This window comes from Mycobacterium sp. RTGN4 (assembly GCF_033804635.1).
Taxonomy (GTDB): Bacteria; Actinomycetota; Actinomycetes; order Mycobacteriales; family Mycobacteriaceae; genus Mycobacterium.
In genome coordinates, this window is record NZ_JAPZLB010000010.1 from 12,845 (window position 1) to 35,491 (window position 22,647).

The 22,647-nt window shown below is 63.3% G+C and carries 22 protein-coding genes; 16 read left to right on the forward strand and 6 right to left on the reverse strand.

Annotation, left to right across the window (positions count from 1 at the left end; translation table 11 throughout):
* Positions 1-50 precede the first annotated feature (50 nt).
* The 4 genes from SLQ30_RS21345 to SLQ30_RS21360 form a co-directional block, all read right to left on the reverse strand.
* A complete protein-coding gene (locus SLQ30_RS21345) occupies positions 51-827 on the reverse strand; it encodes an enoyl-CoA hydratase/isomerase family protein (protein ID WP_319448774.1) in 777 nt (258 codons plus the stop codon).
* A 95-nt stretch (positions 828-922) separates the two neighbouring features.
* Positions 923-1,528 carry a TetR/AcrR family transcriptional regulator gene (locus SLQ30_RS21350; protein WP_319448800.1) on the reverse strand — a complete coding sequence of 202 codons (606 nt, stop codon included), beginning with the start codon at positions 1,526-1,528 and terminating at the stop codon, positions 923-925.
* Between the two features lie 176 nt (positions 1,529-1,704).
* The gene (locus SLQ30_RS21355; protein ID WP_319448773.1) at positions 1,705-2,682 is read right to left on the reverse strand and encodes an acyl-CoA dehydrogenase family protein; all 978 of its coding nucleotides are present in this window, start codon (positions 2,680-2,682) and stop codon (positions 1,705-1,707) included.
* A complete protein-coding gene (locus tag SLQ30_RS21360) occupies positions 2,675-3,835 on the reverse strand; it encodes an acyl-CoA dehydrogenase family protein (protein WP_319448772.1) in 1,161 nt (386 codons plus the stop codon). The genes SLQ30_RS21355 and SLQ30_RS21360 overlap by 8 nt, the downstream gene beginning before the upstream one ends.
* Positions 3,836-3,877: 42 nt before the next feature.
* Between SLQ30_RS21360 and SLQ30_RS21365 the strand changes: the two genes are divergently transcribed.
* The 4 genes from SLQ30_RS21365 to SLQ30_RS21380 all read left to right on the forward strand — a co-directional run bounded on the left by SLQ30_RS21365 (position 3,878) and on the right by SLQ30_RS21380 (position 7,675).
* Positions 3,878-4,414 carry a nuclear transport factor 2 family protein gene (locus SLQ30_RS21365; RefSeq protein ID WP_319448771.1) on the forward strand — a complete coding sequence of 179 codons (537 nt, stop codon included), beginning with the start codon at positions 3,878-3,880 and terminating at the stop codon, positions 4,412-4,414.
* A gap of 103 nt (positions 4,415-4,517) precedes the next feature.
* A complete protein-coding gene (locus SLQ30_RS21370; RefSeq protein ID WP_413468128.1) occupies positions 4,518-5,333 on the forward strand; it encodes an enoyl-CoA hydratase in 816 nt (271 codons plus the stop codon).
* Between the two features lie 147 nt (positions 5,334-5,480).
* Positions 5,481-6,506 (forward strand): acyl-CoA dehydrogenase, encoded by a 1,026-nt coding sequence (locus tag SLQ30_RS21375; RefSeq protein ID WP_319448769.1) that lies wholly within the window; start codon positions 5,481-5,483, stop codon positions 6,504-6,506.
* Entirely contained in the window at positions 6,500-7,675 is a 1,176-nt protein-coding gene (locus tag SLQ30_RS21380) for an acyl-CoA dehydrogenase family protein (RefSeq protein ID WP_319448768.1), read from the forward strand. The genes SLQ30_RS21375 and SLQ30_RS21380 overlap by 7 nt, the downstream gene beginning before the upstream one ends.
* Positions 7,676-7,734: 59 nt before the next feature.
* Here SLQ30_RS21380 and SLQ30_RS21385 read toward each other — a convergent pair whose 3' ends face one another.
* Positions 7,735-7,947: a hypothetical protein gene (locus SLQ30_RS21385; RefSeq protein WP_319458335.1), complete on the reverse strand. Its 213-nt coding sequence runs from the start codon at positions 7,945-7,947 to the stop codon at positions 7,735-7,737.
* Positions 7,948-8,222: 275 nt separating this feature from the next.
* Here SLQ30_RS21385 and SLQ30_RS21390 point away from each other — a divergent pair, with 275 nt between their 5' ends.
* The 3 genes from SLQ30_RS21390 to SLQ30_RS21400 all read left to right on the forward strand — a co-directional run bounded on the left by SLQ30_RS21390 (position 8,223) and on the right by SLQ30_RS21400 (position 10,669).
* On the forward strand, positions 8,223-9,413 hold the full coding sequence (locus SLQ30_RS21390) for an amidohydrolase family protein (RefSeq protein WP_319448767.1): 1,191 nt from the start codon (positions 8,223-8,225) through the stop codon (positions 9,411-9,413).
* A 121-nt stretch (positions 9,414-9,534) separates the two neighbouring features.
* Positions 9,535-9,972: a Zn-ribbon domain-containing OB-fold protein gene (locus SLQ30_RS21395; RefSeq protein ID WP_319448766.1), complete on the forward strand. Its 438-nt coding sequence runs from the start codon at positions 9,535-9,537 to the stop codon at positions 9,970-9,972.
* A complete protein-coding gene (locus SLQ30_RS21400) occupies positions 9,965-10,669 on the forward strand; it encodes a TetR/AcrR family transcriptional regulator (RefSeq protein ID WP_319448765.1) in 705 nt (234 codons plus the stop codon). The genes SLQ30_RS21395 and SLQ30_RS21400 overlap by 8 nt, the downstream gene beginning before the upstream one ends.
* A gap of 395 nt (positions 10,670-11,064) precedes the next feature.
* Here SLQ30_RS21400 and SLQ30_RS21405 read toward each other — a convergent pair whose 3' ends face one another.
* The gene (locus tag SLQ30_RS21405) at positions 11,065-11,781 is read right to left on the reverse strand and encodes a TetR/AcrR family transcriptional regulator (RefSeq protein ID WP_319448764.1); all 717 of its coding nucleotides are present in this window, start codon (positions 11,779-11,781) and stop codon (positions 11,065-11,067) included.
* A 652-nt stretch (positions 11,782-12,433) separates the two neighbouring features.
* Between SLQ30_RS21405 and SLQ30_RS21410 the strand changes: the two genes are divergently transcribed.
* The 9 genes from SLQ30_RS21410 to SLQ30_RS21450 are packed head-to-tail and all read left to right on the forward strand — an operon-like array spanning position 12,434 to position 22,596.
* Positions 12,434-13,150 (forward strand): MlaE family ABC transporter permease, encoded by a 717-nt coding sequence (locus tag SLQ30_RS21410; protein WP_413468129.1) that lies wholly within the window; start codon positions 12,434-12,436, stop codon positions 13,148-13,150.
* Between the two features lie 10 nt (positions 13,151-13,160).
* Entirely contained in the window at positions 13,161-14,006 is an 846-nt protein-coding gene (locus SLQ30_RS21415) for an ABC transporter permease (protein ID WP_319448762.1), read from the forward strand.
* A gap of 3 nt (positions 14,007-14,009) precedes the next feature.
* The gene (locus tag SLQ30_RS21420; RefSeq protein ID WP_319448761.1) at positions 14,010-15,464 is read left to right on the forward strand and encodes an MCE family protein; all 1,455 of its coding nucleotides are present in this window, start codon (positions 14,010-14,012) and stop codon (positions 15,462-15,464) included.
* 37 nt (positions 15,465-15,501) lie between these two features.
* Positions 15,502-16,530, forward strand: coding sequence for an MCE family protein (locus SLQ30_RS21425; protein WP_319448760.1), 1,029 nt, complete (start codon positions 15,502-15,504; stop codon positions 16,528-16,530).
* On the forward strand, positions 16,527-17,900 hold the full coding sequence (locus SLQ30_RS21430) for an MCE family protein (RefSeq protein WP_319448759.1): 1,374 nt from the start codon (positions 16,527-16,529) through the stop codon (positions 17,898-17,900). Before SLQ30_RS21425 ends, SLQ30_RS21430 begins: the two co-directional genes overlap by 4 nt.
* Positions 17,897-19,333 carry an MCE family protein gene (locus SLQ30_RS21435; protein ID WP_319448758.1) on the forward strand — a complete coding sequence of 479 codons (1,437 nt, stop codon included), beginning with the start codon at positions 17,897-17,899 and terminating at the stop codon, positions 19,331-19,333. The genes SLQ30_RS21430 and SLQ30_RS21435 overlap by 4 nt, the downstream gene beginning before the upstream one ends.
* The gene (locus tag SLQ30_RS21440; RefSeq protein WP_319448757.1) at positions 19,333-20,466 is read left to right on the forward strand and encodes an MCE family protein; all 1,134 of its coding nucleotides are present in this window, start codon (positions 19,333-19,335) and stop codon (positions 20,464-20,466) included. The genes SLQ30_RS21435 and SLQ30_RS21440 overlap by 1 nt, the downstream gene beginning before the upstream one ends.
* Position 20,467: 1 nt before the next feature.
* Entirely contained in the window at positions 20,468-21,967 is a 1,500-nt protein-coding gene (locus SLQ30_RS21445; protein WP_319448756.1) for an MlaD family protein, read from the forward strand.
* The gene (locus SLQ30_RS21450; protein WP_319448755.1) at positions 21,931-22,596 is read left to right on the forward strand and encodes an Mce protein; all 666 of its coding nucleotides are present in this window, start codon (positions 21,931-21,933) and stop codon (positions 22,594-22,596) included. Before SLQ30_RS21445 ends, SLQ30_RS21450 begins: the two co-directional genes overlap by 37 nt.
* Positions 22,597-22,647: the final 51 nt, after the last annotated feature.

Genomic DNA, 22,647 nt, shown 5'->3' on the forward strand with positions numbered 1-22,647 from the left:
GACGCCAGTGAGCCCGGCGCCTCACAACCCGCATGGCACATGGCGACCCATTAGGCGCGTCGACGCCTTGCCATGGCGGCTAAGTTACTCTGAAATGCCGGCTCGTCGAACGACGCCGTCTCCGCGGCCAACAGGTCGTCGAGCGTGGACTCCACGAGTGCGTTCATTGGTTGGTTCAAGAAGCGACGGGTCTCGTTGAGTGCTTGCGGAGGCAAGTTGGCGAGCCGCTTGGCGAGCTTCACCCCTTCGGCCAATGCCTCACCGCGAGCGACTACTCGGTTGGCGAGTCCGATGTCGAAGGCCTGGTTGGCGGAGATGCGTCCACCCAGGAGGAGCCATTCCTTCACTCGCTGCAAGCCCATGTTCAACGGCCAGGTGAGCGCACCGCCGTCGCCGGCGACCAGACCGAGGGCCACGTGCGGATCGGCGAGGTAGGCGTGGTCCTCCATCACGACCAGATCCGACAGTGATGCAAGACTGCAGCCGAGACCGACTGCTGCGCCGTTGACCGCGGCCACGATCGGCACCGGGAAGGACACGAGCGACCGAACGAGGCTGGCGCCTTCGGCAATGATGTGTGCGCGCAGCGCAGGATCGACCGCCATCCGCTCCAACAACGAGAGGTCGCCACCGGCGGTGAACGCCTCTCCGGCGCCGGTGAGCACCACCGCGCGCAGATCCTCCACCGACGCCAGCCGCAACCACACCGAGGAGATTGCTTCGTGCAGGTCCTCGTCGACGGCGTTGTAAGCCTCCGGGCGGTTCATCGTCACCACGACGATTCCGTCGTCGCGGTGATCGATCAGAAGTTTCTCGTCCGACGTCATCAACTCTCCCTCATGCGGTCGCTGTAGCGTCACATGGAACATTAGTTGACGTCAAATTCGAATATGACGCGGGCCTCTGTGGCCTTAAAGTGCCGTCAGTTCTCGAGGCCCAGGGCGTTGGCCCAGAGCAGCGTCAATTGCTCGACGGCGGCTTCGAAGTCGTAGGACCGCCCGCCGACGAACAAATTCTCGGCAAATCGAGCGACCATCCCGCCCAGTGCCTCCGCGGCATAGCGGGGTTCAACGCGCTCGTCGGCCAGACCGGCCGCTTGCAGGCGCGAGATCGCAGCTTCGAGTCGGACCGCCAGATAGTCGTCGCGCTTGGTTCGCACGCGGCGGACGTCCTCGTCGTAGCGGCTGACTTCCTCGATTACTCGCATGATGCGTGACTCTTGCCGGTAAGCCTGGAGGTAAGACCGATTCGCCGCGCGGATTCTGTCGAGGGGCCCGGTTGATTCGTCGCTCTGTGGGATGTCATCCATCGAGACGAGGCGGACTTCTACTTGCTCGGCGATCTCTCGGAAGAGTTCTTCCTTCGTTTGAAAGTAATGATAGAAGGAGCCGTGCGACACCCCGGCCTCGGCGGCGACATCGGTAATGCGCGCCTGGAGAAAGCCGTCGCGTTCGAATACGACCTTCCCAGCGTCGATGAATCGGGCTCGCGTGCGCCGGCCCTTCTCCGAGCGAGGCTCAGCGACCATCACTATCATTACTCCGTTCGGGTTCGCTAGACGCGCTCCAGTTAGGAGGTGCCGGTGCACCCTTCGAGCGCAGATCGTACCCGAGCGTCTACCAGGGGGATGACGTCGACGTCAACATTGACACGTGAACCTCGACGCGGCGAGGTGCTCCCCTTGGATCGCCCAGTAGTGCAGATTCATACGACCGCATCAGCGAGCTCGACCAGATGTGGTGAGAAACCCTGGGTGCGAAGCTGGCGGCCCAGCGCCACGATGAGATCGGCCGATGAGCCGGCGATCTGATCGAGCGCCATGCCCCGCCTGTGTGAGCGATTGAGTGAGTACTCCCAGGTGAAGCTGATTGCCCCGGTAACCTGTGTCGCCGTTTGGACGATCACGTGCAGGATCTGGCCAGCCATCGCCTTCACGGCACTGCTGAGATCGGGATCCAACGGTCCCGCCGCAGCGCGCCCGACGGCGATGTCGAATAGGCATCGCAGCTGATGCCGTTCGGTCGCGGCCCACGCTAAAAGGTGCTGCATCGATTGAAACCCGCCGATCGGACGGCCGAACTGTTGTCGGACCCGCGCGTGACCGACCGCATCGTCGAGAATTCGGTCGGCCAAACCCAGTAGTTCCGCAGCGGCGCCGAGCCGCAGGCGGCCGAGCACTAGCGGTCGGAGCAAACGCATTGGCCCGTCGGGTACGACTACCGTGCCGGTTGAATCGTTGACGTCGATGACGGTGAGGTAGTCATCGCGATCACGAGAGAGGTTGTGTCGCTTCACATTCACGGAGCGCTCGAGTAGCACCACCCCAACCCCGGCCCGGTCGATCGCGATGGGGGTGTCCGTCGATGCTCCGAGGACCGCTGCGACGTCGCCGGTGCTGAGCGGGCAACCCAGCACGACGGTGTCTCGAACCGCCAGCAACCCTGGGCATTCGAGGAGCGCGGCCGCGGCAAGCCTGCCAAGGGCGGGCGTCACTGCGCAGTGGTAGCCCTGCGCTTCCAAGAAGGCGTACACCGGCGTGAGGTCTGCGTCCTTGCCGGCATCCTGCAAGATCTCGTCGATCCCGAACACTGACAAGGCATCACCGCCACCGTGGCGTTCCAAAATGGCGCCGGCGGCGTCCCGGAAGGTGATGTAGTCGCTGGGTCGCAGTCCGTCAGTCATCGCGCAGTCCGAGGATGTGCCTGGCCACGGTCATGAGCTGCATCTGTTGTGAGCCTCCGTAAACTGTGACGATTCGCGAGAACAGGTATTCCTGCTGCAGGAGTAGCTCGTCGGTGCAGTCGCTCGGCAACGCGACGCCGAGTTGATCGACCTCTCGCAGTACGTTGAAGAGCTTCTGCTCTGCTCGCGTCATCAACAGCTTGTTGAACGCCGCCTCCGGGCCAAGGACGTGGCCGCGGGCGTCGCGAGCCAACAGCGTCGACGCGCTCGCGCGCACCCCGAGGGTCTGCAGAACGACCTCACCGACCGCACGGTCGTGATCCTCACGCATGAGGTCAGAGCTCGCCGCGAGGCGTTGGCGAAATGCACAGTGGCGCAACCACGACAGGGTCCCGCGTTCGCGCGCGAGCAGGTACATCGCGACACCCCAGCCGCCCCCCACGTCCCCGATGACCTGACCGACCGGAACGCGGACCCCCTGGAACGTCACCTCGGCGAGCTCGTCGGTGCCGTTTGCCTGCCTGATCGGGCGCACAACGACGCCGGGTGCGGCTAAATCGATGGCGATCATCGTCAGACCGCGGTGCCGTTCCTCGGCAGTTCCCGTCCGCACCAGTGCCAGGCACCAGTCCGCATATTTCGCCCAGCTGGTCCAGATCTTGGCACCCGTGACGATGAACGCATCGCCGTCGGGCCGGGCGCGCGTGCGCAACGATGCGAGGTCGGAACCCGCCTCGGGTTCCGAGAATCCCTGCGCCCAAGCGTGTTCGCCGGACAAGAAGCTCGGTAGCACCTTTGTCGAAAAGCTGGTCCTGGCGAAATGGAGGATAGTGGGCGCGACGATCTCGAGGTGTTCGAAGATCGTGGGCCCCGTCCAACCGGCGCGGAAGAGCTCCTCGTAGACGGTCGCGCGATGAAGTATTGAGCCGCCCCGCCCGCCGATGGCCTCAGGCCAGCCGTACAACCCCCATCCGTGCTCGCAAAGTAGCCGCCGCAGCGCTCGCGACTGCGCGACGCGCTCGTCGTAGTCGCTGAGCCCGACCAAAGCGGGAGCCAACTCGGATTCGTGCGTCTGTCGCCACCGACGGAATTGGTCCGCGAACTCAGCGAGTGGCTGGTCGAGCAGCGCCTCACCGTGTCTGCAAGTAGACACGACCACCTTCCTTGCTTTGATTTCGACGTCAGTATAGAATTCTTGCATCCTGCGGGCAAGCGCGCGGGCTTCGGCGTCGCGAAGTGCACCATGGGTTTCGGGCGTAAGGCCTCTTTTTCTTGGAAAGCCGACCGTCCGGACGTTCCACCCGATGACCTGCGCAAGAGGAGCGACGTGATTCCCACGCCAGAGGATCAGTTGGCGATCATGAATCTGCTGGCGCGGTACTGCCTGAGCCTGGATGAGGACGACGTGGAGGGCTGGGTTTCGCTCTTCACCACCGACGCCTCTTACGAGGTCTATGGTCGGTCATTCGAAGGTCGCGAGGCGCTTCGCGGCATGGCCAAGGCGGCTCCTGGCGGCCTTCACCTGGGGGGCGTGCCGGTCGTGGATATGGTCGACGTCGACAGAGCGCGCACGGTTCAAGATTTGTTGTTCATCGATCGCGACACCGGAGAGTCCAGGAGCGCCGTGTATCACGACGAACTGGTGAGGACGCCAAGTGGTTGGCGCATCGCAAGCCGTAGATGCCGGTTCATCGTGCCCGGCGGGCTTAGTGACCGGCCGACGAAGAAGTGAGGAAAGCCATGCCAGCGCAGCAGTTTTCGATACTGTCGGCGGCTACCCAGGAGATCGCTCGGAACGCCACACGTGCCATGGGCTTTGGCGAGTCGACGTGTCGATCCGGCCAGGCCCAGTGCCGGTGACCGCCGACCTCGTCCTCTACGACGTCATCGAAGGCGTGGCCACGATCAGCCTGAACCGGCCGCAGGCCGCCAATGCGCAAAACCGCGAGCTTCTCGATCGGCTCGACGAATTGTGGACGGCCGCAGCCGAAGATCCTGAAGTGAAGGTCATCGTCGTGCGTGCCAACGGTAAGCACTTCTCGGCGGGCCATGACCTCAAAGCGCCTGCGGGAGAGGAAGTCAAGACGGTAGCGGCGCTCTACGGATTCGAGAGCCGGCGCTACCTTGGCTACTCCATGAAGTGGCGAAATGTCGACAAGCCGTCCATCGCCTCGGTTCAGGGAAAATGTATCGCGGGTGGATTGTTGCTCGCATGGCCGTGCGATCTCATCATCGCCGCCGACGACGCTCAGTTCTCCGACCCGGTGGTCGCCATGGGCATTGGTGGGGTGGAGTATCACGCCCATACCTGGGAAATGGGCGCGCGGTTGGCCAAGGAGGTGCTCTTCACCGGCCGGCCCGTCACAGCCGAAGAAGCCTTGCGAGTAGGCATGGTGAACAGGGTGGTGCCGGGCGCGGAGCTGGACTCCGAGACGCGTGCGCTGGCTTTGCAGATCGCGCGGATGCACCCGTTCGCGTTGCGAATGGCCAAACGCGCAGTCAACCAGACGCTGGATGTCCAAGGCTTCACCACAGCGGTGCAGGCCGTCTTCGACATTCATCAGCTGGGCCACGGCAATGCCATGACCGAGACCGGGTGGCCGGCGTTGGTGGGTCTGGACGGCATGAAGGACGAGATCGGCACGAAGTGAAGGGCCGGCGGTGACCTCGCGTCGTCCTGCTGGCTGAACGCAGAGACGGTATCTCCGCTGCCGTGAACAGCCGGCTGAGTCGAATGGGTCACGCTACGTATGAAGCAGGACGATATGGGTCGTGCGGGTCGGCCAGAGGAGGCATCGATGAGCGTTACCAACGTCAGCGAGCTGCCGAGTGCAGACGAGCTATCGCTGCTCAGGGAGTCCGTGCGTGCGACGCTTGAATCGCTGCCTGGTCAGGTGAGCGACGATGGCTGGTCGGCGTCCTGGCCGTTGACATGGAACGCTCTTACCGCGCAGGGATTTTGGTCGACCACGGAGCCACCGGACGGTTCATTGACCGCGGGCGTGGTCATCGCAGAGGAGTTGGGTCGTGCGCTCTACCCCGGGCCCAGCTGTGAGGTGCTCACTGCGGCTTCGGTGCTCAGTCGAATCACCGGCGAGCACACGATGATCACCCAAGGGGTCAGGGAAGCGCCCTTGATGTTCTTTGCCACCGAGGACAGCTTGGCGCCCATCGATTCGGCCGTCATCAGACTCGATCCCATGGTGCAGGCGGAGGACCGGGCGGCACTGGTCGTCGCTACTGCCCGCGACGAGATCGTCGTCTTATCATCACTTCCCGAGCCAAGCTCGGCTCAGCCGACTCTCGATGTCACGCGGCGAACGGTGGAGGTGAGCCTCGACCGCGCGGCGCTGCCGACGGTTGGACCTGCCGACCCGGCCACAGCCAGCTACGGCCGGACGGCGCGCGCGTTGCTGTACTGCGCCGACACCTTGGGTGCGGTCGAGCAGGTGCTGGCCCGGACTGCTGAGTATGCCAAGCAACGCAGTACTTTTGGCGCGCCGATCGGCAAGTACCAAGCGGTGGCCCACCGACTCGTCGATCATGCCGTCACGGCCCGCCAGATGCGTCTGCTGTTGAACGCCGCCGTCACGGCGTACGACCAGAACGATCCAAGCGCTGCGCATCTCGCTGCCACGGCAGAGACCTTCTACTGGGCAAGGAGTGTCGATCTCGTCAGTGACTGCATTCAGCTGTGTGGCGGCATCGGATTCACCTGGGAATTCGGTCACCACTTCTATCTGCGCCGGGTGGCGCACAACGCCACACTGGGTGCAGGACGCGGCCGACCAGCCCGACGTCTAGCCGAGGTGGCGAAATGGTGACCGAGCCCGCCGGTGACGGCTTCCGCGCCGGTGTTCGAGGATTCATCGCGCGCAACGCGCCAATGGGCACGTGGCACGACGGCGTCCGAGTACCACGTGACGCGGCGACGGAGCATGCCATGCGCAAGTGGTATGCCGCGCTCTTCCGGGACGGTCTGCTGGGCGGATCCTGGCCCGTGCAGTACGGCGGCCGTGCCGATCACAACGCCCACCAGGACGCGGTCGTGATGGAAGAGATCGTGCGTGCGCGCGCTCCCCGACCGATCGACCAAGTCCTCCTGTCGGCCCACCTGATCATCGAGTTCGGCTCGGATGCGCAACGCAGCAGGTATCTGCCCAGGATTCGTTCGGCAGAGGACATCTGGTGCCAGCTGTTCAGTGAGCCGGGCGTGGGTAGCGATCTTGCAAGGCTCACTACGAAGGCCGTCGAATTGCCAGACGGGCGTTATCGTGTAGACGGCCAAAAGGTTTGGACGACGGACGCGCAATGGGCTCAGATGGGTGTACTGCTGGCCCGCACGGACGTGGCGGCACGTCCGCACGCCGGCCTGACCGTGTTCGTCGTGGACATGTCGAGTGCCGGTATCGACATCCGGCCGATCCGGGAGATGACGGGCTCCGCAGAATTCTGCGAGGTCTACCTCGACGGCGTGGTCTTGTCCGCCGACTCCGTACTCGGACACGTCGATCAAGGTTGGTCGGTCGTGAATTCAGGCCTGGCCTCCGAACGTGCCTACGTCGGTGCCAACGCCGTCATGCTGGAGCTGCTCTTCGACGATGTCGTCGAGATGGCACGCCATCTCGACGTTCCCGGTGGACTCGCCATCGACGACCCCTTCGTGCGTGAAACGTTGGCCGACTGGCAGGCGCGGGTATCGGGGGTGCAGCGCATCGCCCAGTCCGCCGTCGATGCGGTGGCGATCCACCAAGATCTGCCGTCAGATGGGTTGATCGCCAAACTGGCCTACAGCGAGCTGAACGTCGCGCTTTGCACCTACGGTGTCAACCTGGCCACGTCCGGGCGTCTGCGGCCCGCGGCGGCCGACGTCTATGCGCGATTGCAACAGGCATTCCTCTGGTCGAGGGCACTGACGATTTCGGGTGGTTCTTCCGAGATCGTGCGCAATGTCCTTGCCACCCAGCTGTTCGGGCTCCCGAGGTCGTGGTGAATTCGTTCGACGGCGGCCTCACGAGGCTGCACCGTCGAGCGGTCCATCCTTGATGCGGCTCAGCACGACTGTCGCCGGAGGCGGCGGCACGAACTGGATGACGACGTGATCTGCCCCGCTGCGCGGTTGGCATCGGTCCCGCTGTACTCCTGTAGCCAGATCGTGGAGACGCCGGCAATCTCGATGTCGCGAACGGTCTTCATCGCCTCGGCCGCAGGCAGCCGATCCAGAAAGCCCGCCCATAAGCCCTGCCCGCCAGGCGACACCGTCAACGCGCACCCACTTCTGATGTTGGAGCACCTACCCCGGCGCTTGAGCTCTCGAAACTGTTACAAACCTAGCCGAATTGTCATTGTCATGACGGAGGACCCAGCCCGCCCGAACATGTACGTGCCTATTCCGTATCGAAACGGATTTCCTCGACCACCCAACAGTCTCGCAGTGGACGGCACTCTGATCGCAGGGTTGATTGTGCCACGCATTGCTGTTACAAACACTCTAACTACTGTAACTTCACGACTCAATGATCCTGCTTCATGGAGGCGACATGCCATCGCGCGAGCTCAACTTTCCGGTATTCGACGGCGACAACCACTTGTATGAGCCGCAGGAGGCCTTGACCAAGTTCCTACCCGACCACCGCAAGAAGGCGATCCAATACGTACAGGTCAACGGCCGTACGAAGATCGTGGTCCGGAATGTGATCAGCGACTACATTCCGAACCCCACATTCGAAGTGGTGGCGGCGCCTGGAGCGCAGGAGGACTACTTCCGCAACGGCAGCGGCGGAAAGACCTTTCGTGAAGTCATGGGCAAGCCGATGAAGGCGATTCCCGCGTTCCGCGAGCCTGGCCCGCGACTGGAAGTCATGGACGAACTTGGGCTGGACTACAGCCTGATGTTCCCCACCCTGGCCAGTCTGGTCGAGGAGCGGATGAAGGACGACCCCGTGCTCATCCACGACGTCGTCCATGCGCTCAACGAGTGGATCTATGAGACGTGGTCGTTCAACTACCAGGACCGTATCTTCCTCACACCGGTGATCACGTTGCCGATCGTGGACCGTGCCCTCGAAGAACTCGAATGGTGTCTGGAACGCGGCGCCAAGACCGTGCTCGTGCGCCCGGCCCCGGTTCCAGGATTCCGCGGCACGAGGTCGTTCGGACTGCCGGAGTTCGATCCGTTCTGGCAGGCATGCGTCAAAGCGGGGATTCCGGTGTGCATGCACGCATCCGACAGCGGTTACGCCGAATTCGCCGCGGCGTGGGAGGCCGAAGACGAGTACCTGCCGTTCAAACCGACGGCCTTCCGGTTGCTCGCGATGGGCAAGCGGGCCATCGAGGATGCCATGGGAGCCCTGATCTGTCACGGGGCGTTCAGTCGTAATCCCGACCTGCGGATCCTGTCGATCGAGAACGGCGCGTCATGGATTTCACATCTCTTCCACGAGTTGAGAGACGTCTACGCGAAGATGCCGCAAGAGTTCGAGGAAGATCCCATCGAGGCATTCAAGCGGTGCGTCTACGTGGCCCCGTTCTGGGAAGACGACTTCTCCGAGGTCGCGGACCTCATCGGTATTGACCGGGTCATCTTTGGTTCGGACTGGCCGCACCCGGAGGGGTTGAAGGATCCAATCTCGCTTGTCGATCACCTCTCCGGTCTTGTGCCAGGTGGCCTCGAGAAGGTGATGGGAGGCAATCTCGTCGACCTGTTCAAGGTCTCCGTGGGAAAGGGGTAACGGTGCGACCGGCTCGAGAAGCGCTCTGCCATGGCGATGTTGAAGGCTGGCAGCCCGCGAAGAATCGTCAGACGAGTCTCGACGTCCTGTTGGCTAGCTGCAACACGAAAGGCCCAACGCAATGCAGATAGCACTCGCACCAGAGCTCTCGACGTGGCCGAATGAGCATCCCCAACTGATCGGAAGTCTTTGCGGCACGTGCGCGGCGGTAACCTTCCCCGTTCAGGCTTCGTGCCCGAATTGCAGCGGCGACGACATGTCCGACATGCTCTTGCCCCGGCGCGGCACGTTGGTGTCCTGGACCACCCAGGGGTTCCCGCCCGGGCCGCCCTTTGTCGGCGAGGTCGGGCAGGCTTTCCTACCGTTCGGCGTCGGTCTCGTTCAGCTTGACGAGGTGGTCCGGGTCGAGGGGCGACTGACCGAAAGCGACCCTGCCCGAATCCGATTCGGGATGGCAGTGGAGTTGACCATGGTGCCGTTGAGCACGCGCGACGACGGCACCCAACTCGTCACCTTTGCATTCAGTCCCGTCGAGGATGGTGAAGGCACTCGTGTCTGAGGCTGCCCTGGCTGGCTCTTCGGCCCTGGCGCAGACCGTTGAGGGCCACGGCGAGGGCGCCGCGGATCAGTTTGGAACGGCGCGTGCTCATTTGAACCAATGGAGCCTCCCGCGCGCCGATGCGACCTGCGATGGTCGTGCTCGACGATCGGCACTGCGAAGAGTCGGGACGCCGTGCCCGCTTGCCGCGGAGGAGATCTACGATGCTGCCACCGCCGCGGTCGCGCAGTACGGACTCGAGGGACTCTCGATCGACGACGTCGCCGCGCGAGCAGGGTGCTCTCGAGCAACCGTCTACCGCCGGGTGGGCGGAAGGGAGGCGATCCTCGATGCCGTGGTTCAACTAGCCATTGCCCGCATCACATCCGCAGTGTCTGAGGCGGTGGCACGATTGGCTGGCGAGGAACGCGCCGTAACCGTCGTCCTCGTCGCCCTCGCCACGATACGCCGGGACACAGTATCCGCGGCTCTGTTGACCGGACCGGCAGCGGCGCACACCGTCAGCAGTTCGCTCCTGTCTGAGGTCAGCGGAGCCACCGCGGTACTCTCCGGACTTGACCCCGGTGATGCAATTGCCTGCGAGTGGTTGGAGCGGATGACGCTGTCGCTGTTATGTTGGCCGATCGCCGATCCCGCGGCCGAAGAAGCGATGATCAGAGCCATCGTCGGACCCGCCCTCCGGGGGCGCCTGCGGTAGCGCCGCGCATAGGGAGCACGATCGCGCGACTACGAGGGGCAGGCGCGCCAAGCGCAGCCCGCGGCTTGGAGTGTCCCGGTCACCCTCACTGTTTGCGGCGGCGTGGCGCCCCCGTAAACAGTGAAACTGTCGGACTCCGTCGAAGATTCTGCAAGCGGGCGAGATGATTGTTGGTTGCGGTAGTCTGCACGCCCCTTATCGCTTGAGCAAATCTCGACAACGCAAAGAAGTTTGAGCGGCTTCGCCGAAGGTTCAATTTCTCGACGACCCCAGCCATGTTAGTGCCAGTACGTCGCGAGCAGCGATGCGGAAAGAAGTGCCTACCCAACAACCGTATCGCAGCGCCGGTCATCAGGTCGCGGTCCCGAGTCGGTCATCGGCGTCAAAGCCGTTGGCTAGTCGTGACGTTCGTCTACCGGGTCATCATTGCGGTGCAGTCCGGGCAGCACCGTATCCACGGCGGCTGTGACGAGGTCCAGAAGATCTGATCCGGGCAGGGTGCCCCACCTTTGGTAGGCCAGGTTCAGTGCCGCAAGCAATGACGCGGCCCGCACCTCCCACTGGAAGTCGCCGTCGTTTTCCGTGTCGCCAGCGGCCGTGCGCAGAATCGCAGTCAGCTTCGGTCGCATGCGTTGCGTAGCCTCGATCCAGTAGCGAGTGACGTCGTCCTCGGTCGCCGCGAGGTTCATCATTTGACGGCTTCCCTCGGTCGCCTCGACCGTTGTTTGGACGAACGCCGTCAAGATTGCACGCCGCAGCGGCCATCGTTCGAGGTGTGCACTGAGTTGCTCGAGGAAGTCTGACATCCCGATTGCGATGGTTGCTGCAAAGAGTTCACTCTTGCTGCCATAATGACGATAGACCGAGCGCGGCGACACCCTGGCTAATGCAGCGACGCTCTCCATTGTCGTTGCTGAATAGCCATTCGTCTGAAACGCCGCGGCGGCAGCTTCGGCGATGGCGCGTCGCGTCCGGCTCACTCGTTCGTCAACGGGTATAGCCACATAAGCTGGCAATCTCTTGCTATTGGGAAGTCTTGACGACATGTGCCCAATCATGCCATTGGCAGACACTGTCGCGCTGGCGGCGTGTCGTGAGATGGTTGAACGCATTGTGTCTCATCGAATCTCAGCAAAGGTTAGCTAATCATCGAATGACAGCGAGATTGGTATTGAGGTCAAAATCAAAACGGTTGCCCCGGGCGAAAATTGTGGTGTAGCGTGCGTCAGCGAGTGTTTGTGCCGTGAGTCACAGCCAGGGTTTGGCGGTGATGCGATCGGCAGGCCCGACGACGCGATGGTCCGCCGAACCAACAACGAGGAGTCCACTGATGGTCTGGACCGAAGGCGCTGCCAAGGGGGCATGCGGGCTCGGCGGGCTTCCCGCGATCTGCCCAGTCACTTCTAAGCGGGTCTTTGATTCACCATCTGCGTGGCATGAATTCCTGCTTCAGGCAGGCTCTTTGGCGCGCCGTGTGTTGATGCCTCCAACCGTGCGCACTATTCCCCACATTGCGATCGCCAGCATTCCGCTGATCGAGATCGGACCGGGGGAGTCTCTGGGCGATGAGGCGACCTCGCGCCTGCGAGTCAATCCCGTTGCACCACTTGCATTACGGCGTGCCGTCCCGCCGGTCTGTTCAGCCCGAGGTTTGCGAGGGAACTCGCTGGGCGTGATCGAAGTTCGATCACGGATGGAGACTGTGGGTTGTTAGGAACCAGTGCGGCAGCCAAGCCCGTGCGGGCACTGGGCGACTTCTTCGCCATGTGCCTCGACGTGGTGCTCTTCATGTTCAAGCCGCCATGGGCATGGCGTGAATTCCTGCTACAGAGTTGGTTTATCGCACGGGTCTCGCTGTTCCCCACGGTGATGCTGGCGATTCCCTTCACGGTGCTCACCACCTTCACCATCAACATCCTGCTCGTCGAGATAGGCGCCGCCGACTACTCCGGCGCCGGCGCCGCGCTCGGGGCCGTAACCCAGATCGGACCGATCGTCACGGTGCTCGTGATCGCCGGCGCCGGCGCCACGGCGATCTGCGCGGACCTGGGTGCCCGCACCATTCGCGAAGAGCTCGACGCGCTGCGGGTACTGGGCATCAACCCAGTGCAGGCGCTGGTCGTTCCTCGGGTCCTCGCCGCGACACTCGTCTCGCTGATGCTGGCTTCGCTGGTGACGTTGGTCGGCATCGTGGGCAGCTTCCTCTTCGCGGTCTACTTCCAGAGCGTCACCCCCGGAGCCTTCGCCGCGGGGCTCACCCTTCTGGTCGGACCCACGGAAGTGATCATCTGCTTGGTCAAGGCCGCCATCTTCGGTCTCGCCGCGGGCCTCATCGGCTGCTACAAGGGCATCTCCGTCGGCGGCGGCGCCCAGGGCGTCGGCGACGCAGTCAACGAGACGGTGGTCTTCACCTTCATGGCGCTGTTCGTGATCAACGTGATCGCGACCGGCGTCGCGGTCAAGGCGACGTTCGGGAAATGAGTGTGACGACATGACGGCGAGCACGACCTATCCGCGGCTGCGCAGGACCGGCGACGCGGTGACGGGCGCCTGGAATCAAATCGGGCGCCAAACACAGTTCTACGTCCAGACCATCAGGGGCATCGGCGACGCATTCGTGCGATACCAGTCCGAATTGATCCGTCTCATCGCGCAGATGAGCCTGGGCAATGGGGCGTTGGCGATCATCGGTGGAACGATCGTCATCGTCGGATTCCTGACGTTCTCGGCAGGCACGCTGATCGCCATTCAGGGCTACACCCAGCTTCAGGAAGTCGGCGTGGATGCGCTCGCCGGTTTTACCTCGGCGTTCCTCAATGTCCGGCTGGTCGGTCCTCTGGTCTCCGGCATTGGGCTGGCCGCGACCATCGGCGCCGGCGCCACTGCGCAACTCGGGGCGATGCGGATCAGCGAGGAGATCGACGCGCTCGAAGTGATGGGCATCCGCTCCGTGGCCTACCTCGCGTCGACGCGAGTCGCCGCCGGCGTCATCGTGGTCATTCCGCTGTACTGCATCGCGGTACTGACGGCCTTCCTCGCCACCAAGATTGGCGACACCTTCATCTACGGCCAGTCCACCGGTGTCTACGACCATTACTTCAACACCTTCTTGAACCCCTACGATCTCATTTTTTCCTTCCTGCAGGCGATTTCGATGGCGATCGTCGTGATGCTCGTGCACACGTACTACGGCTTCAACGCCTCCGGTGGGCCGGCAGGCGTGGGGGAGGCGGTAGGCCGCGCCGTGCGAACCTCGCTCGTCGCTGCGGTCTTCGTCACTCTGCTCGTATCGCTGGCCCTCTACGGCCGGTCCGGCGGCTTCAACCTCTCGGGATAGCACATGGAATCCTCACGAAGCGAAGGCCGGCTGAAGCCCGGATGGTGGGCCTTGATTCTCGTGGTGGTCCTCGTCGGGATCATCACGCTCACTATGGTCATGTTCACCGGCAGCTGGAAGTCCTACACCCCGGTGACGCTGACCTCGGACCGATCGGGCCTCGTCATGGAGGACGGCGCGAAGGTGAAACTGCGCGGCGTCCAGATTGGACAGGTCAAGAACATTCGAGGCGGCCGGGACACGGTGAGTCTCACTCTGGCCATCGACGAGGACCAGCTGAGGTACGTTCCGGCCAACGTGCAGGCCCGCATTCGAGCTACCACTGCGTTCGGAGCCAAATACGTAGACCTCATCTACCCCGACAAGCCGAGTAGGGCTCGGCTGACGGCGGGTGCGGTCATCCAGTCGGAGAACGTCAGTACCGAAGTCAACACCGTCTTCCAGAATCTGACCGGTGTGCTGCAACAGATCGACCCGGCCAAGCTCAACGGCGTGCTGTCCGCGCTGGCCGAAGGCCTGCGCGGACAGGGGCAAACGCTGGGTCAAGCGATCTCCGACGGCAACGAAGTCCTCGAGCAACTCAATCCCCGCTCGGAGACGGTGCGACGAGACTTCCAGTCACTCAGAGGATTCAGCGACACCTATGCCGCCGCCGCCCAGAACGTCATCGCGGTGCTCGACGCCGCTAGTACCACCAGCACGACCATCGTCGACGAGTCCAAACAGTTGGACGCGCTGCTCCTGAATGTGACGGGCTTGTCAAGCAAGGGCATCGACCTACTCGGCGCGAACAAGGACAACCTGATCACGGGCGTCAACCACCTGGAGCCGACCACTCGGCTGCTGATGAAGTACAACCCTGAGCTTACCTGCGTGTTCCTTGGGGCCAAGCAGACAGTCGACTCGGGCTTCGCAGACGTCGCCGGTGGCGCGAACGGCAAGTCAGTGATCCTCGACGTCGCGCTCCTTGGCGGCGACGACCCCTACAAGTATCCCGAGAATCTTCCGATCAACGGCGCGAGAGGTGGCCCGGGTGGTCAGCCAGGCTGCGGCTCGGGTCCAGACGTCAGCAAGAACTGGCCGGTCCGAAACCTGATCACCAATATCGGCTATGGCACCGGTCTAGACAACCGGCCCAACCCGGGCATCGGGTTCCCCGGCTACGCCGACTATCTGCCCACGACCCGTGGGCTCCCAAGGCCGCCAAGCATCCGTAATCCCGGTGGACCCGCTCCAGGCCCAGTTCCATACTTCGGTGCGCCGCCGTACGGCGCGCAGCTCTACGCCCCCGACGGCACCCCGCTCTACCCAGGGTTGCCTGCCGCCCCACCACCCGGTAGGCCGCGCGAACCCGGCCCGCCACCGCCCGGATCGGAACCGTTCTACGTTACGAACCCCGCGGAGGCGCAACCCACGCCGCAGGCGCCGGTTCCGGTGCCCGGGATTCCCGGACCATGACCGCGCCGTCAGTCATCGGCACACGAAGGGATCGGCTGTGAAGGACAACTTGGGCGGTGCCATCTGGCGCCTGGCCATCTTCATGACGGTCTGTGTGCTCGCGATCTTCGCGATGTTCGCGATCTTCGGGCAGCTCCGGTTCCAGTCCGACAAGTCCTACCGTGCCCTGTTCGGCAACGTAACTGGTCTCGAGATCGGACAGTTCGTCCGCATCGCAGGCGTCGAGGTCGGCAAGGTGAACGACATCTCGATTCAGCCAGACACCACCGCGTTAGTCGAATTCGACGCCGAGGACTCGGTGGTGCTGACCCAGGGCAGTCGCGCGGCGATTCGGTACGACAACTTGATTGGCGGTCGTTACCTGGCCCTCGAGGAGGGTGCAGGTGGCACCAAGCGTCTGAATCCCGGCGACACGATACCGCTGACTCAAACCTCACCGGCGCTGGACCTCGACGCGCTCATCGGCGGTTTCCGGCCACTGTTCCGCGCGTTAGACCCCGACCAGGTCAACGCGCTCACAGGTCAGCTCATCGCCGCCTTCCAGGGCCAGGGCGCCACCCTTGCATCATTTTTCAATCAGACTGCGACACTGACCAATACGTTGGCCGACCGCGATCATCTCATCGGACAGGTCATCGTCAACCTCAACTCGGTGCTGGGCTCACTCGGCGATCACAGCACGCAGTTCGCCAAGACCGTCGACTCGCTGTCGGAGCTGATCAAGACTTTGGCCGACCGTAAACAGGAGCTGAGCAATTCGGTGGCCTACGCGAATGCGGCGGCGGGCGGTATCGCGGACCTGCTGGCCCAAGCCCGCCCACCTGCCAAGAAGGTCGTCACCGAGTTGGACCGGACAGCGGGAAATGTTGTAGCTGATAAGGACTTCGTCGACAACCTACTCAAGACACTGCCAGATGCCTACCAGATGATGGGCCGCCAGGGAATCTACGGCGACTTCTTTTCCTTCTATCTATGCGACATCATCCTGAAGGTGAACGGTAAAGGGGGACAACCGGTGTACGTCAAGCTGGTCGGTCAAGACAGCGGAAGGTGCACGCCGCGATGAAGACCTTCGCCGAGCGCAACCCGTTTGTCATCGGTGCCGTCGGCATCGGACTCACCGCCGTCGCCATCATCGCGGCGCTGAACTATGACAAGTTGCCGTTCGTTGAGCAGTCGACGAAGTATTCTGCCTACTTCGCCGAGGCCGGTGGATTGATTCCTCAAGCCCCCGTGCAGGTTTCGGGGTTTCGAGTAGGCCAGGTGGACAGTGTCGAACTCGACGGTGCGCGAGTGCTCGTACAATTCGAGGTGGATGACGACATTCACCTCGGTGACCGCACCGAAGCGGCCATCAAGACCAAGACCCTGCTCGGCGCAAAGGTTCTCGAAGTCACGCCGCGCGGTGACGGACGACAATCGGGACCGATCGCGATCGATCGCACGCGCTCGCCGTATCAACTGCCCGACGCGCTGGGCGATTTGACGACCGCCATCAGCGGATTGGACACCCGCCAGGTCTCGGACTCACTTGCCGTGCTCGCCAACACTTTCGCCGAGACACCGCCATCTCTGCGGGTTGCGGTCGCGGGTATCGCCAGGTTCTCCGACACTTTGGACAAGCGCGACGCCGAACTTCGGAACCTGCTGTCAAACGCCAACAAGGCGACCGGGGTGCTCGCGGAACGCAGCGACCAGATCGTCAGTCTCGTCAAGAACACAAATGAATTGCTGGTGCAGCTGCAGAGTCAAAGCGCTGCGCTTGACCAGATATCGGGCAACTTGTCGGCCGTCGCCCTGGAGATCAAGGGCTTCATCGGCGACAACCGCAACACCCTCAAACCGGCGCTGGACAAACTGAACGGCGTACTTACCCTCGTCGACAACCGCAAGGCCGAAGTGCAGAAGTCGATCAGTGGCCTGGTCAATTACGCGACGTCGCTGGGGGAATCAGTCTCCTCGGGACCATTCTTTCAGGCCTATGTCGCCAATCTGCTGCCCGGCCAGTTCCTACAGCCGTTCATCGACGCGGCCTTCTCCGACCTGGGTCTGGATCCCAATGTGCTAGCCCCGTCAGAACGTTCGGATCCACAGATCGGCCAGCCGGGGACCCCGGCATTGCCGTTGCCGTTGCCGCGGACCGGACAGGGAGGCGACCCGAAACTGACGCTTCCCGATGCCATTACCGGCAACCAAGACCCCAACATGCCCGCGCAGTTCCCCGGTCGCTACCCATACCGGGAGCCGCTGCCCGCACCGCCCCCTGGCGGTCCACCACCTGGGCCGCCTGCGCTCGGTCCTCCGAACCAGCAGTCGATCGATCGGCCGCAGCCGCCGGTAGACGTTCCGGCACCGGGTGAAGCCTCCGTCGCACCGATCACGCCGGGCCAGGGTGCCGGGGCTGTGCCCGGACCGACGTCGGGTGGTGAGGGATGAGGCCGCCCCGTTACACCCGACTCGCGCTGGCGGCGGTGCTGACCGTGCTGCTGGTGGCCGGAGTCTTGACCCTCACTCCGTCGAACGCAAGCGTCGACCGTGTTCACGTGGTCGGATACTTTGCCAACAGCAACGGCATCTTCGTCGGTGACGAGGTGCGTATCCTCGGCGTTCCCGTCGGCAAGATCGAGAAGATCGAACCCGAGCCCCAACGGGTCAGGATCAGCTTCTGGTACGGCCAGAAATATCGGGTGCCGGCCGACGCGAAGGCGGTGGTGTTGTCGCCGTCGCTGGTCAGCGTGCGTGCGATCCAGTTGACGCCCGCCTATACCGGGGGACCCGAGCTGCGTGACAATGCGGTGATTTCCCAGGACCGCACCGCGGTACCGGTCGAGTTCGACGACTTCCGTGTCCAGTTGCAACGGCTGACGGAGACGCTGCAACCCACGCAGCCCGGTGGCGTCAGTACGCTCGGTGCGTTCGTCAACACCGCCGCCGACAATCTGCGTGGTCAAGGCGCCACCATCCGCGACACGATAATCAAACTGTCTCAAGCATTCTCGGCCCTCGGTGACCACAGCAGCGACCTCTTCACCACCGTCAAGAACCTGTCGATTCTGGTGGACGCGCTGCAAAGCAGCCAGGATCTGCTGCGCAATTTGAACCAGAATCTGGCCGCGGTGACGGGCCTGCTGTCGAACGACCCGAACGAGCTCGGCAGCGCGATCGGCGACATCAATGCCGTCGTCGGCGACGTGCGAAGCTTCGTCGCCGACAACCGTGAGTCACTCGGTACCACCTCGGACAAGCTCGCATCCGTCTCGACGGCGCTGGTTCACAGCCTCGACGACATCAAACAAGTGCTACACGTTGGTACTCCGGCCTTCTCGAACTTCCTCAACATCTATCAACCGGCGCAGGGTGCGCTCACGGGCATCCTTGCGAGCAACTTTTCGAATCCCCTCCAATTCATATGCGGCGCGGTGCAGGCGGCCTCCCGACTGGGCGCCGAGCAGTCGGCGAAGCTGTGCGTGCAGTATCTCGCGCCGATCATCAAGAACCGCCAATTGAATTTCTTGCCCCTCGGAGAAAACCTCATCAACGGGGCGTCGGCCCGGCCGAATGAACTGACGTACAGCGAAGACTGGCTGCGTCCCGATTACATCCCGCCCCCAGGTGCCGCACCAGACGGGACACTGCCCGCCCAGGGGGCGGGGCGCGACGATTCGACCGCGCCGCCACCGCCGTCGGGCCCACTCCCACCCGCCGGCGCCCCATTCACCACCTACGGTGAACCTGCCGACCCGAACCACGGCGATCCGCCATTCGTTCCGGCCGTACCCGATCCGGGTGCGCCGCCGCTGACGGCCGTGCAAACCGATCCGAACGCCGGGCTGCCCGGCTTGATGGTGCCTAAGGAAGGGGGATCGTGATGCGCAGGCCCCGAGTTGTTGCGATCGCGACCGCAGTGGCGATCGCGTTGGGGCTGTCGGGTTGCGCGGAGTGGCAGGGCGCCAACTCACTGCCCCTGCCCGGCACCGAAGGCAGCGGGGCGGGCGCATACGCGATTCAAGTCCAACTGCCCGACGTCGACAACATCGAGCGGAACTCACGGGTGCGCGTCGGTGACGTCACCGTGGGGAAGGTGACGAAAATCGAGCGCCAAGGCTGGAATGCCCTGTTGACACTGTCGCTGAACGGGAACGTCGACCTGCCCGCCAATGCGACCGCCACGCTAGGGCAAACTAGCTTGCTCGGATCACTTCACGTCGAGCTGGCGCCCCCCAAAGACGCTCCACCGCAAGGAAAGCTGCACGGCGGGTCACTGATCCCGCTTGCCTCAGCAAGCACTGTTCCCTCAACCGAACAGACGCTGGCCGCCGTGTCTGTACTGCTAAACGGCGGCGGTATCGGTTACATCCAGGAGATCACCCGCACATTGAGTACTGCCTTTATGGGTCGCGAGGACGACCTGCGAAGCCTCATCAACCAACTGGACACGTTCGCCAGCTACCTCAACGACCAGACCGGCGACATCATTGCCGCCACCGATAGCTTGAACAACCTGATCGGGCAGTTCGCTGCCCAAAAGCCGTTGTTGGACAGGGCTTTGACGACAATCCCGGACGCCCTCGCGGTGCTCAAGGACGAACGCCAGACTCTGGTGGACGCGGTCGACTCGCTGGGCAAGTTCGCCGCTCTGGCCGCCGACTCGGTGAATCAGACCAGGGACAACCTAGTCAAGGAACTGAAAGACCTCGGACCCGTGCTGCAGTCTTTGGCCGACGCGGGGCCCGCAGTGACCCGTTCGCTGGATTTCCTGTCGACCTTCCCATTTCCGAAAACGACTTTGGCGAAATGGCTCCGCGGCGACTACGCCAACCTGACAGGCATAATCGACCTCACTCTGAGTCGGCTCGACGCCAGCCTGTTCACCGGCACTCGCTTCGAGGGTGAGTTGACCGAACTGGAGTTGCAGTGGGGCCGGACCATCGGGCAGATGCCCAGTCCGTACACCGCCCGCAATCCGCTCGTCGTTCCCTACCACTTCAACCAGGGGCCGTGACATGTACCTCACCCGGCGGACGATCGTCCAGCTAAGCATCCTCCTGGTCGTGTCGCTCGTCGCCCTGACGATCATGGCCTTCGGCTACATCCAGGTACCGAGCTTGTTCTTCGGCGTGGGGCGGTACACCGTCAATCTCGAGCTGCCTGAGGCGAGTGGTCTGTACCAGCGGGGAAACGTCACGTACCGAGGCAGCGAAGTCGGGCTGATCAAGAATGTCACCCTCACCGATACTGGTGTGCGGGCCGAGCTTTCGCTCGATTCGGACGTCAAGATCCCCTCAGATCTCGTCGCCGAGGTACACAGTGTCTCCGCGGTCGGAGAGCAATACATCCAGCTATCCCCCCGCAACGACAGCTCTGCGCCATTGAAGGACGGCGATGTCATCCGCAGCGCGGACACCACCGCCCCACCGGACATCAACGCACTGCTCGACGCGACCAATCGCGGTCTGCAGGCTATTCCGCGCGACAGCCTCAAGACCACGATCGACGAGGCCTACACCGCATTCGGAGGACTCGGACCCGAGCTCGGCCGCATCCTCAGGGGCGGAAGCGAGCTGGCTACGGACGCCAAGAAGCACCTCAACGAGTTGACCAACGTCGTCGACAACGTCGGACCGGTCTTGGACAGCCAGACCGACACGGCCGACTCGGTGCAAGCCTGGGCGGCACATCTGGCCGCCATCACCACGTCGCTGAAGAACAACGACTCGGCAGTCCGCGGCGTGCTCCAAAACGGCCCCGCGGCGGCGGACGAGGTACGCGCGCTGTTCGACCGGTTGCAGCCGACCTTGCCGATCGTGCTGTCTAACCTGGTGAGCCTGGCCGACGTGGGAGTCGCATATCGCGCCGACCTCGAGCAGTTGCTGGTTCTGCTACCCCAGGGTGTGCAGATCGTCCAAGCGTCGACTGTGCCCAATCAGCACACCAAGCCAGATTACAAGGGCGCCTTCTTGAGCTTCAACCTCAACATCAACCTGCCCAAGCCCTGTTCGACGGGATTCCTACCGGCGCAACAGATGCGTTCCCCGTCGCTGACCGACTACCCCGATCGACCCGCGGGACTCTTGTACTGCAGGACGCCACAGGACTCGCCCAACAACGTCCGCGGCGCACGCAACTACCCGTGCGAGACACGTCCGGGAAAACGCGCCGCCACCGTCAAGCTGTGTGAAAGCGATCAGCCCTACGTCCCATTGAACGACGGATTCAATTGGAAGGGCGACCCCAACGCGACACTATCCGGGCAGGCTGTGCCGCAGTTCAACCCTGGCGATCCGATCCCCCCGGGTTACGCCGCTGACGCACCGCCGCCTACGGCGTCACCCCTGCCTCCGGAGGCAGCGGCCCCTCCGCCGATCGCGATAGCCCAGTACGACCCCGCCACCGGAACCTACGTCGGACCCGACGGCAAGGTCTACACACAAGCCAATCTCGGCAGTAACGCACCAGAGGAGCAAACGTGGCAAAGCATGATGCTGCCCCCAAAGGCCAATTGAACGAGCCCGACGCCGTCGCGGACTCCGCAACCGATGCGGATTCCGCGGTCGAGCACACCGACGGCCACCGCGCCAAGACCGCCACCGCCGCCGATTGCGAAGCCAAATCCGATGACGACGCAAAGGCGCCAGCTTCCAAGAAGCGTATGTCGCCGGCCATCTCGGCGATGACAATCAGTCTGTTGATCGTCGTCGTGGTGGGAGCGCTGGCCGGATTCCTTGGGTTCCAGACGTACCAGTCGGAGCAGGCGCAGCATCGGGACAACCTGTTTCTGGAGGTGGCTCGACAGGGCGCCATCAACCTGACGACCATCGACTGGCAGGAGGCCGACGCCGACATCAGCCGCATCCTGGAATCGGCAACCGGCACCTTCTACGACGACTTCTCCAAGCGCTCACAACCTTTCGTCGAGGTGGTGAAGCAGGCGCAATCCAAGTCCGTGGGGACGGTGACGGAAGCTGGCCTCGAGTCGGAGTCCGGCGATCAAGCCCAAGTGCTGGTGGCAGTGTCGGTCAAGACGACAAATCTCGGTGCCGAAGAGCAGCGCCCGCGCGCGTGGCGGATGCGGATCGACGTGCAAAAGGTCGGGGATCAGGCCAAGGTTTCCGACGTGCAGTTCGTACCGTGACCAGATTAGCGACAGAAACCATCGATGACAGCGCAGAGGATGAGCGAGTTC

What these genes read in the sequence shown, in the direction of transcription:
- SLQ30_RS21405 (WP_319448764.1), bottom strand. Translation starts at nt 11,781, where the DNA reads ATGCGTTCAACCATCTCACGACACGCCGCCAGCGCGACAGTGTCTGCC.
- SLQ30_RS21420 (WP_319448761.1), top strand. Translation starts at nt 14,010, where the DNA reads ATGGAATCCTCACGAAGCGAAGGCCGGCTGAAGCCCGGATGGTGGGCC.
- SLQ30_RS21345 (WP_319448774.1), bottom strand. Translation starts at nt 827, where the DNA reads ATGACGTCGGACGAGAAACTTCTGATCGATCACCGCGACGACGGAATC.
- SLQ30_RS21395 (WP_319448766.1), top strand. Translation starts at nt 9,535, where the DNA reads ATGCAGATAGCACTCGCACCAGAGCTCTCGACGTGGCCGAATGAGCAT.
- SLQ30_RS21445 (WP_319448756.1), top strand. Translation starts at nt 20,468, where the DNA reads ATGTACCTCACCCGGCGGACGATCGTCCAGCTAAGCATCCTCCTGGTC.
- SLQ30_RS21380 (WP_319448768.1), top strand. Translation starts at nt 6,500, where the DNA reads ATGGTGACCGAGCCCGCCGGTGACGGCTTCCGCGCCGGTGTTCGAGGA.
- SLQ30_RS21390 (WP_319448767.1), top strand. Translation starts at nt 8,223, where the DNA reads ATGCCATCGCGCGAGCTCAACTTTCCGGTATTCGACGGCGACAACCAC.
- SLQ30_RS21430 (WP_319448759.1), top strand. Translation starts at nt 16,527, where the DNA reads ATGAAGACCTTCGCCGAGCGCAACCCGTTTGTCATCGGTGCCGTCGGC.
- SLQ30_RS21375 (WP_319448769.1), top strand. Translation starts at nt 5,481, where the DNA reads ATGAGCGTTACCAACGTCAGCGAGCTGCCGAGTGCAGACGAGCTATCG.
- SLQ30_RS21435 (WP_319448758.1), top strand. Translation starts at nt 17,897, where the DNA reads ATGAGGCCGCCCCGTTACACCCGACTCGCGCTGGCGGCGGTGCTGACC.
- SLQ30_RS21440 (WP_319448757.1), top strand. Translation starts at nt 19,333, where the DNA reads ATGCGCAGGCCCCGAGTTGTTGCGATCGCGACCGCAGTGGCGATCGCG.
- SLQ30_RS21415 (WP_319448762.1), top strand. Translation starts at nt 13,161, where the DNA reads ATGACGGCGAGCACGACCTATCCGCGGCTGCGCAGGACCGGCGACGCG.
- SLQ30_RS21350 (WP_319448800.1), bottom strand. Translation starts at nt 1,528, where the DNA reads ATGGTCGCTGAGCCTCGCTCGGAGAAGGGCCGGCGCACGCGAGCCCGA.
- SLQ30_RS21355 (WP_319448773.1), bottom strand. Translation starts at nt 2,682, where the DNA reads ATGACTGACGGACTGCGACCCAGCGACTACATCACCTTCCGGGACGCC.
- SLQ30_RS21410 (WP_413468129.1), top strand. Translation starts at nt 12,434, where the DNA reads ATGTGCCTCGACGTGGTGCTCTTCATGTTCAAGCCGCCATGGGCATGG.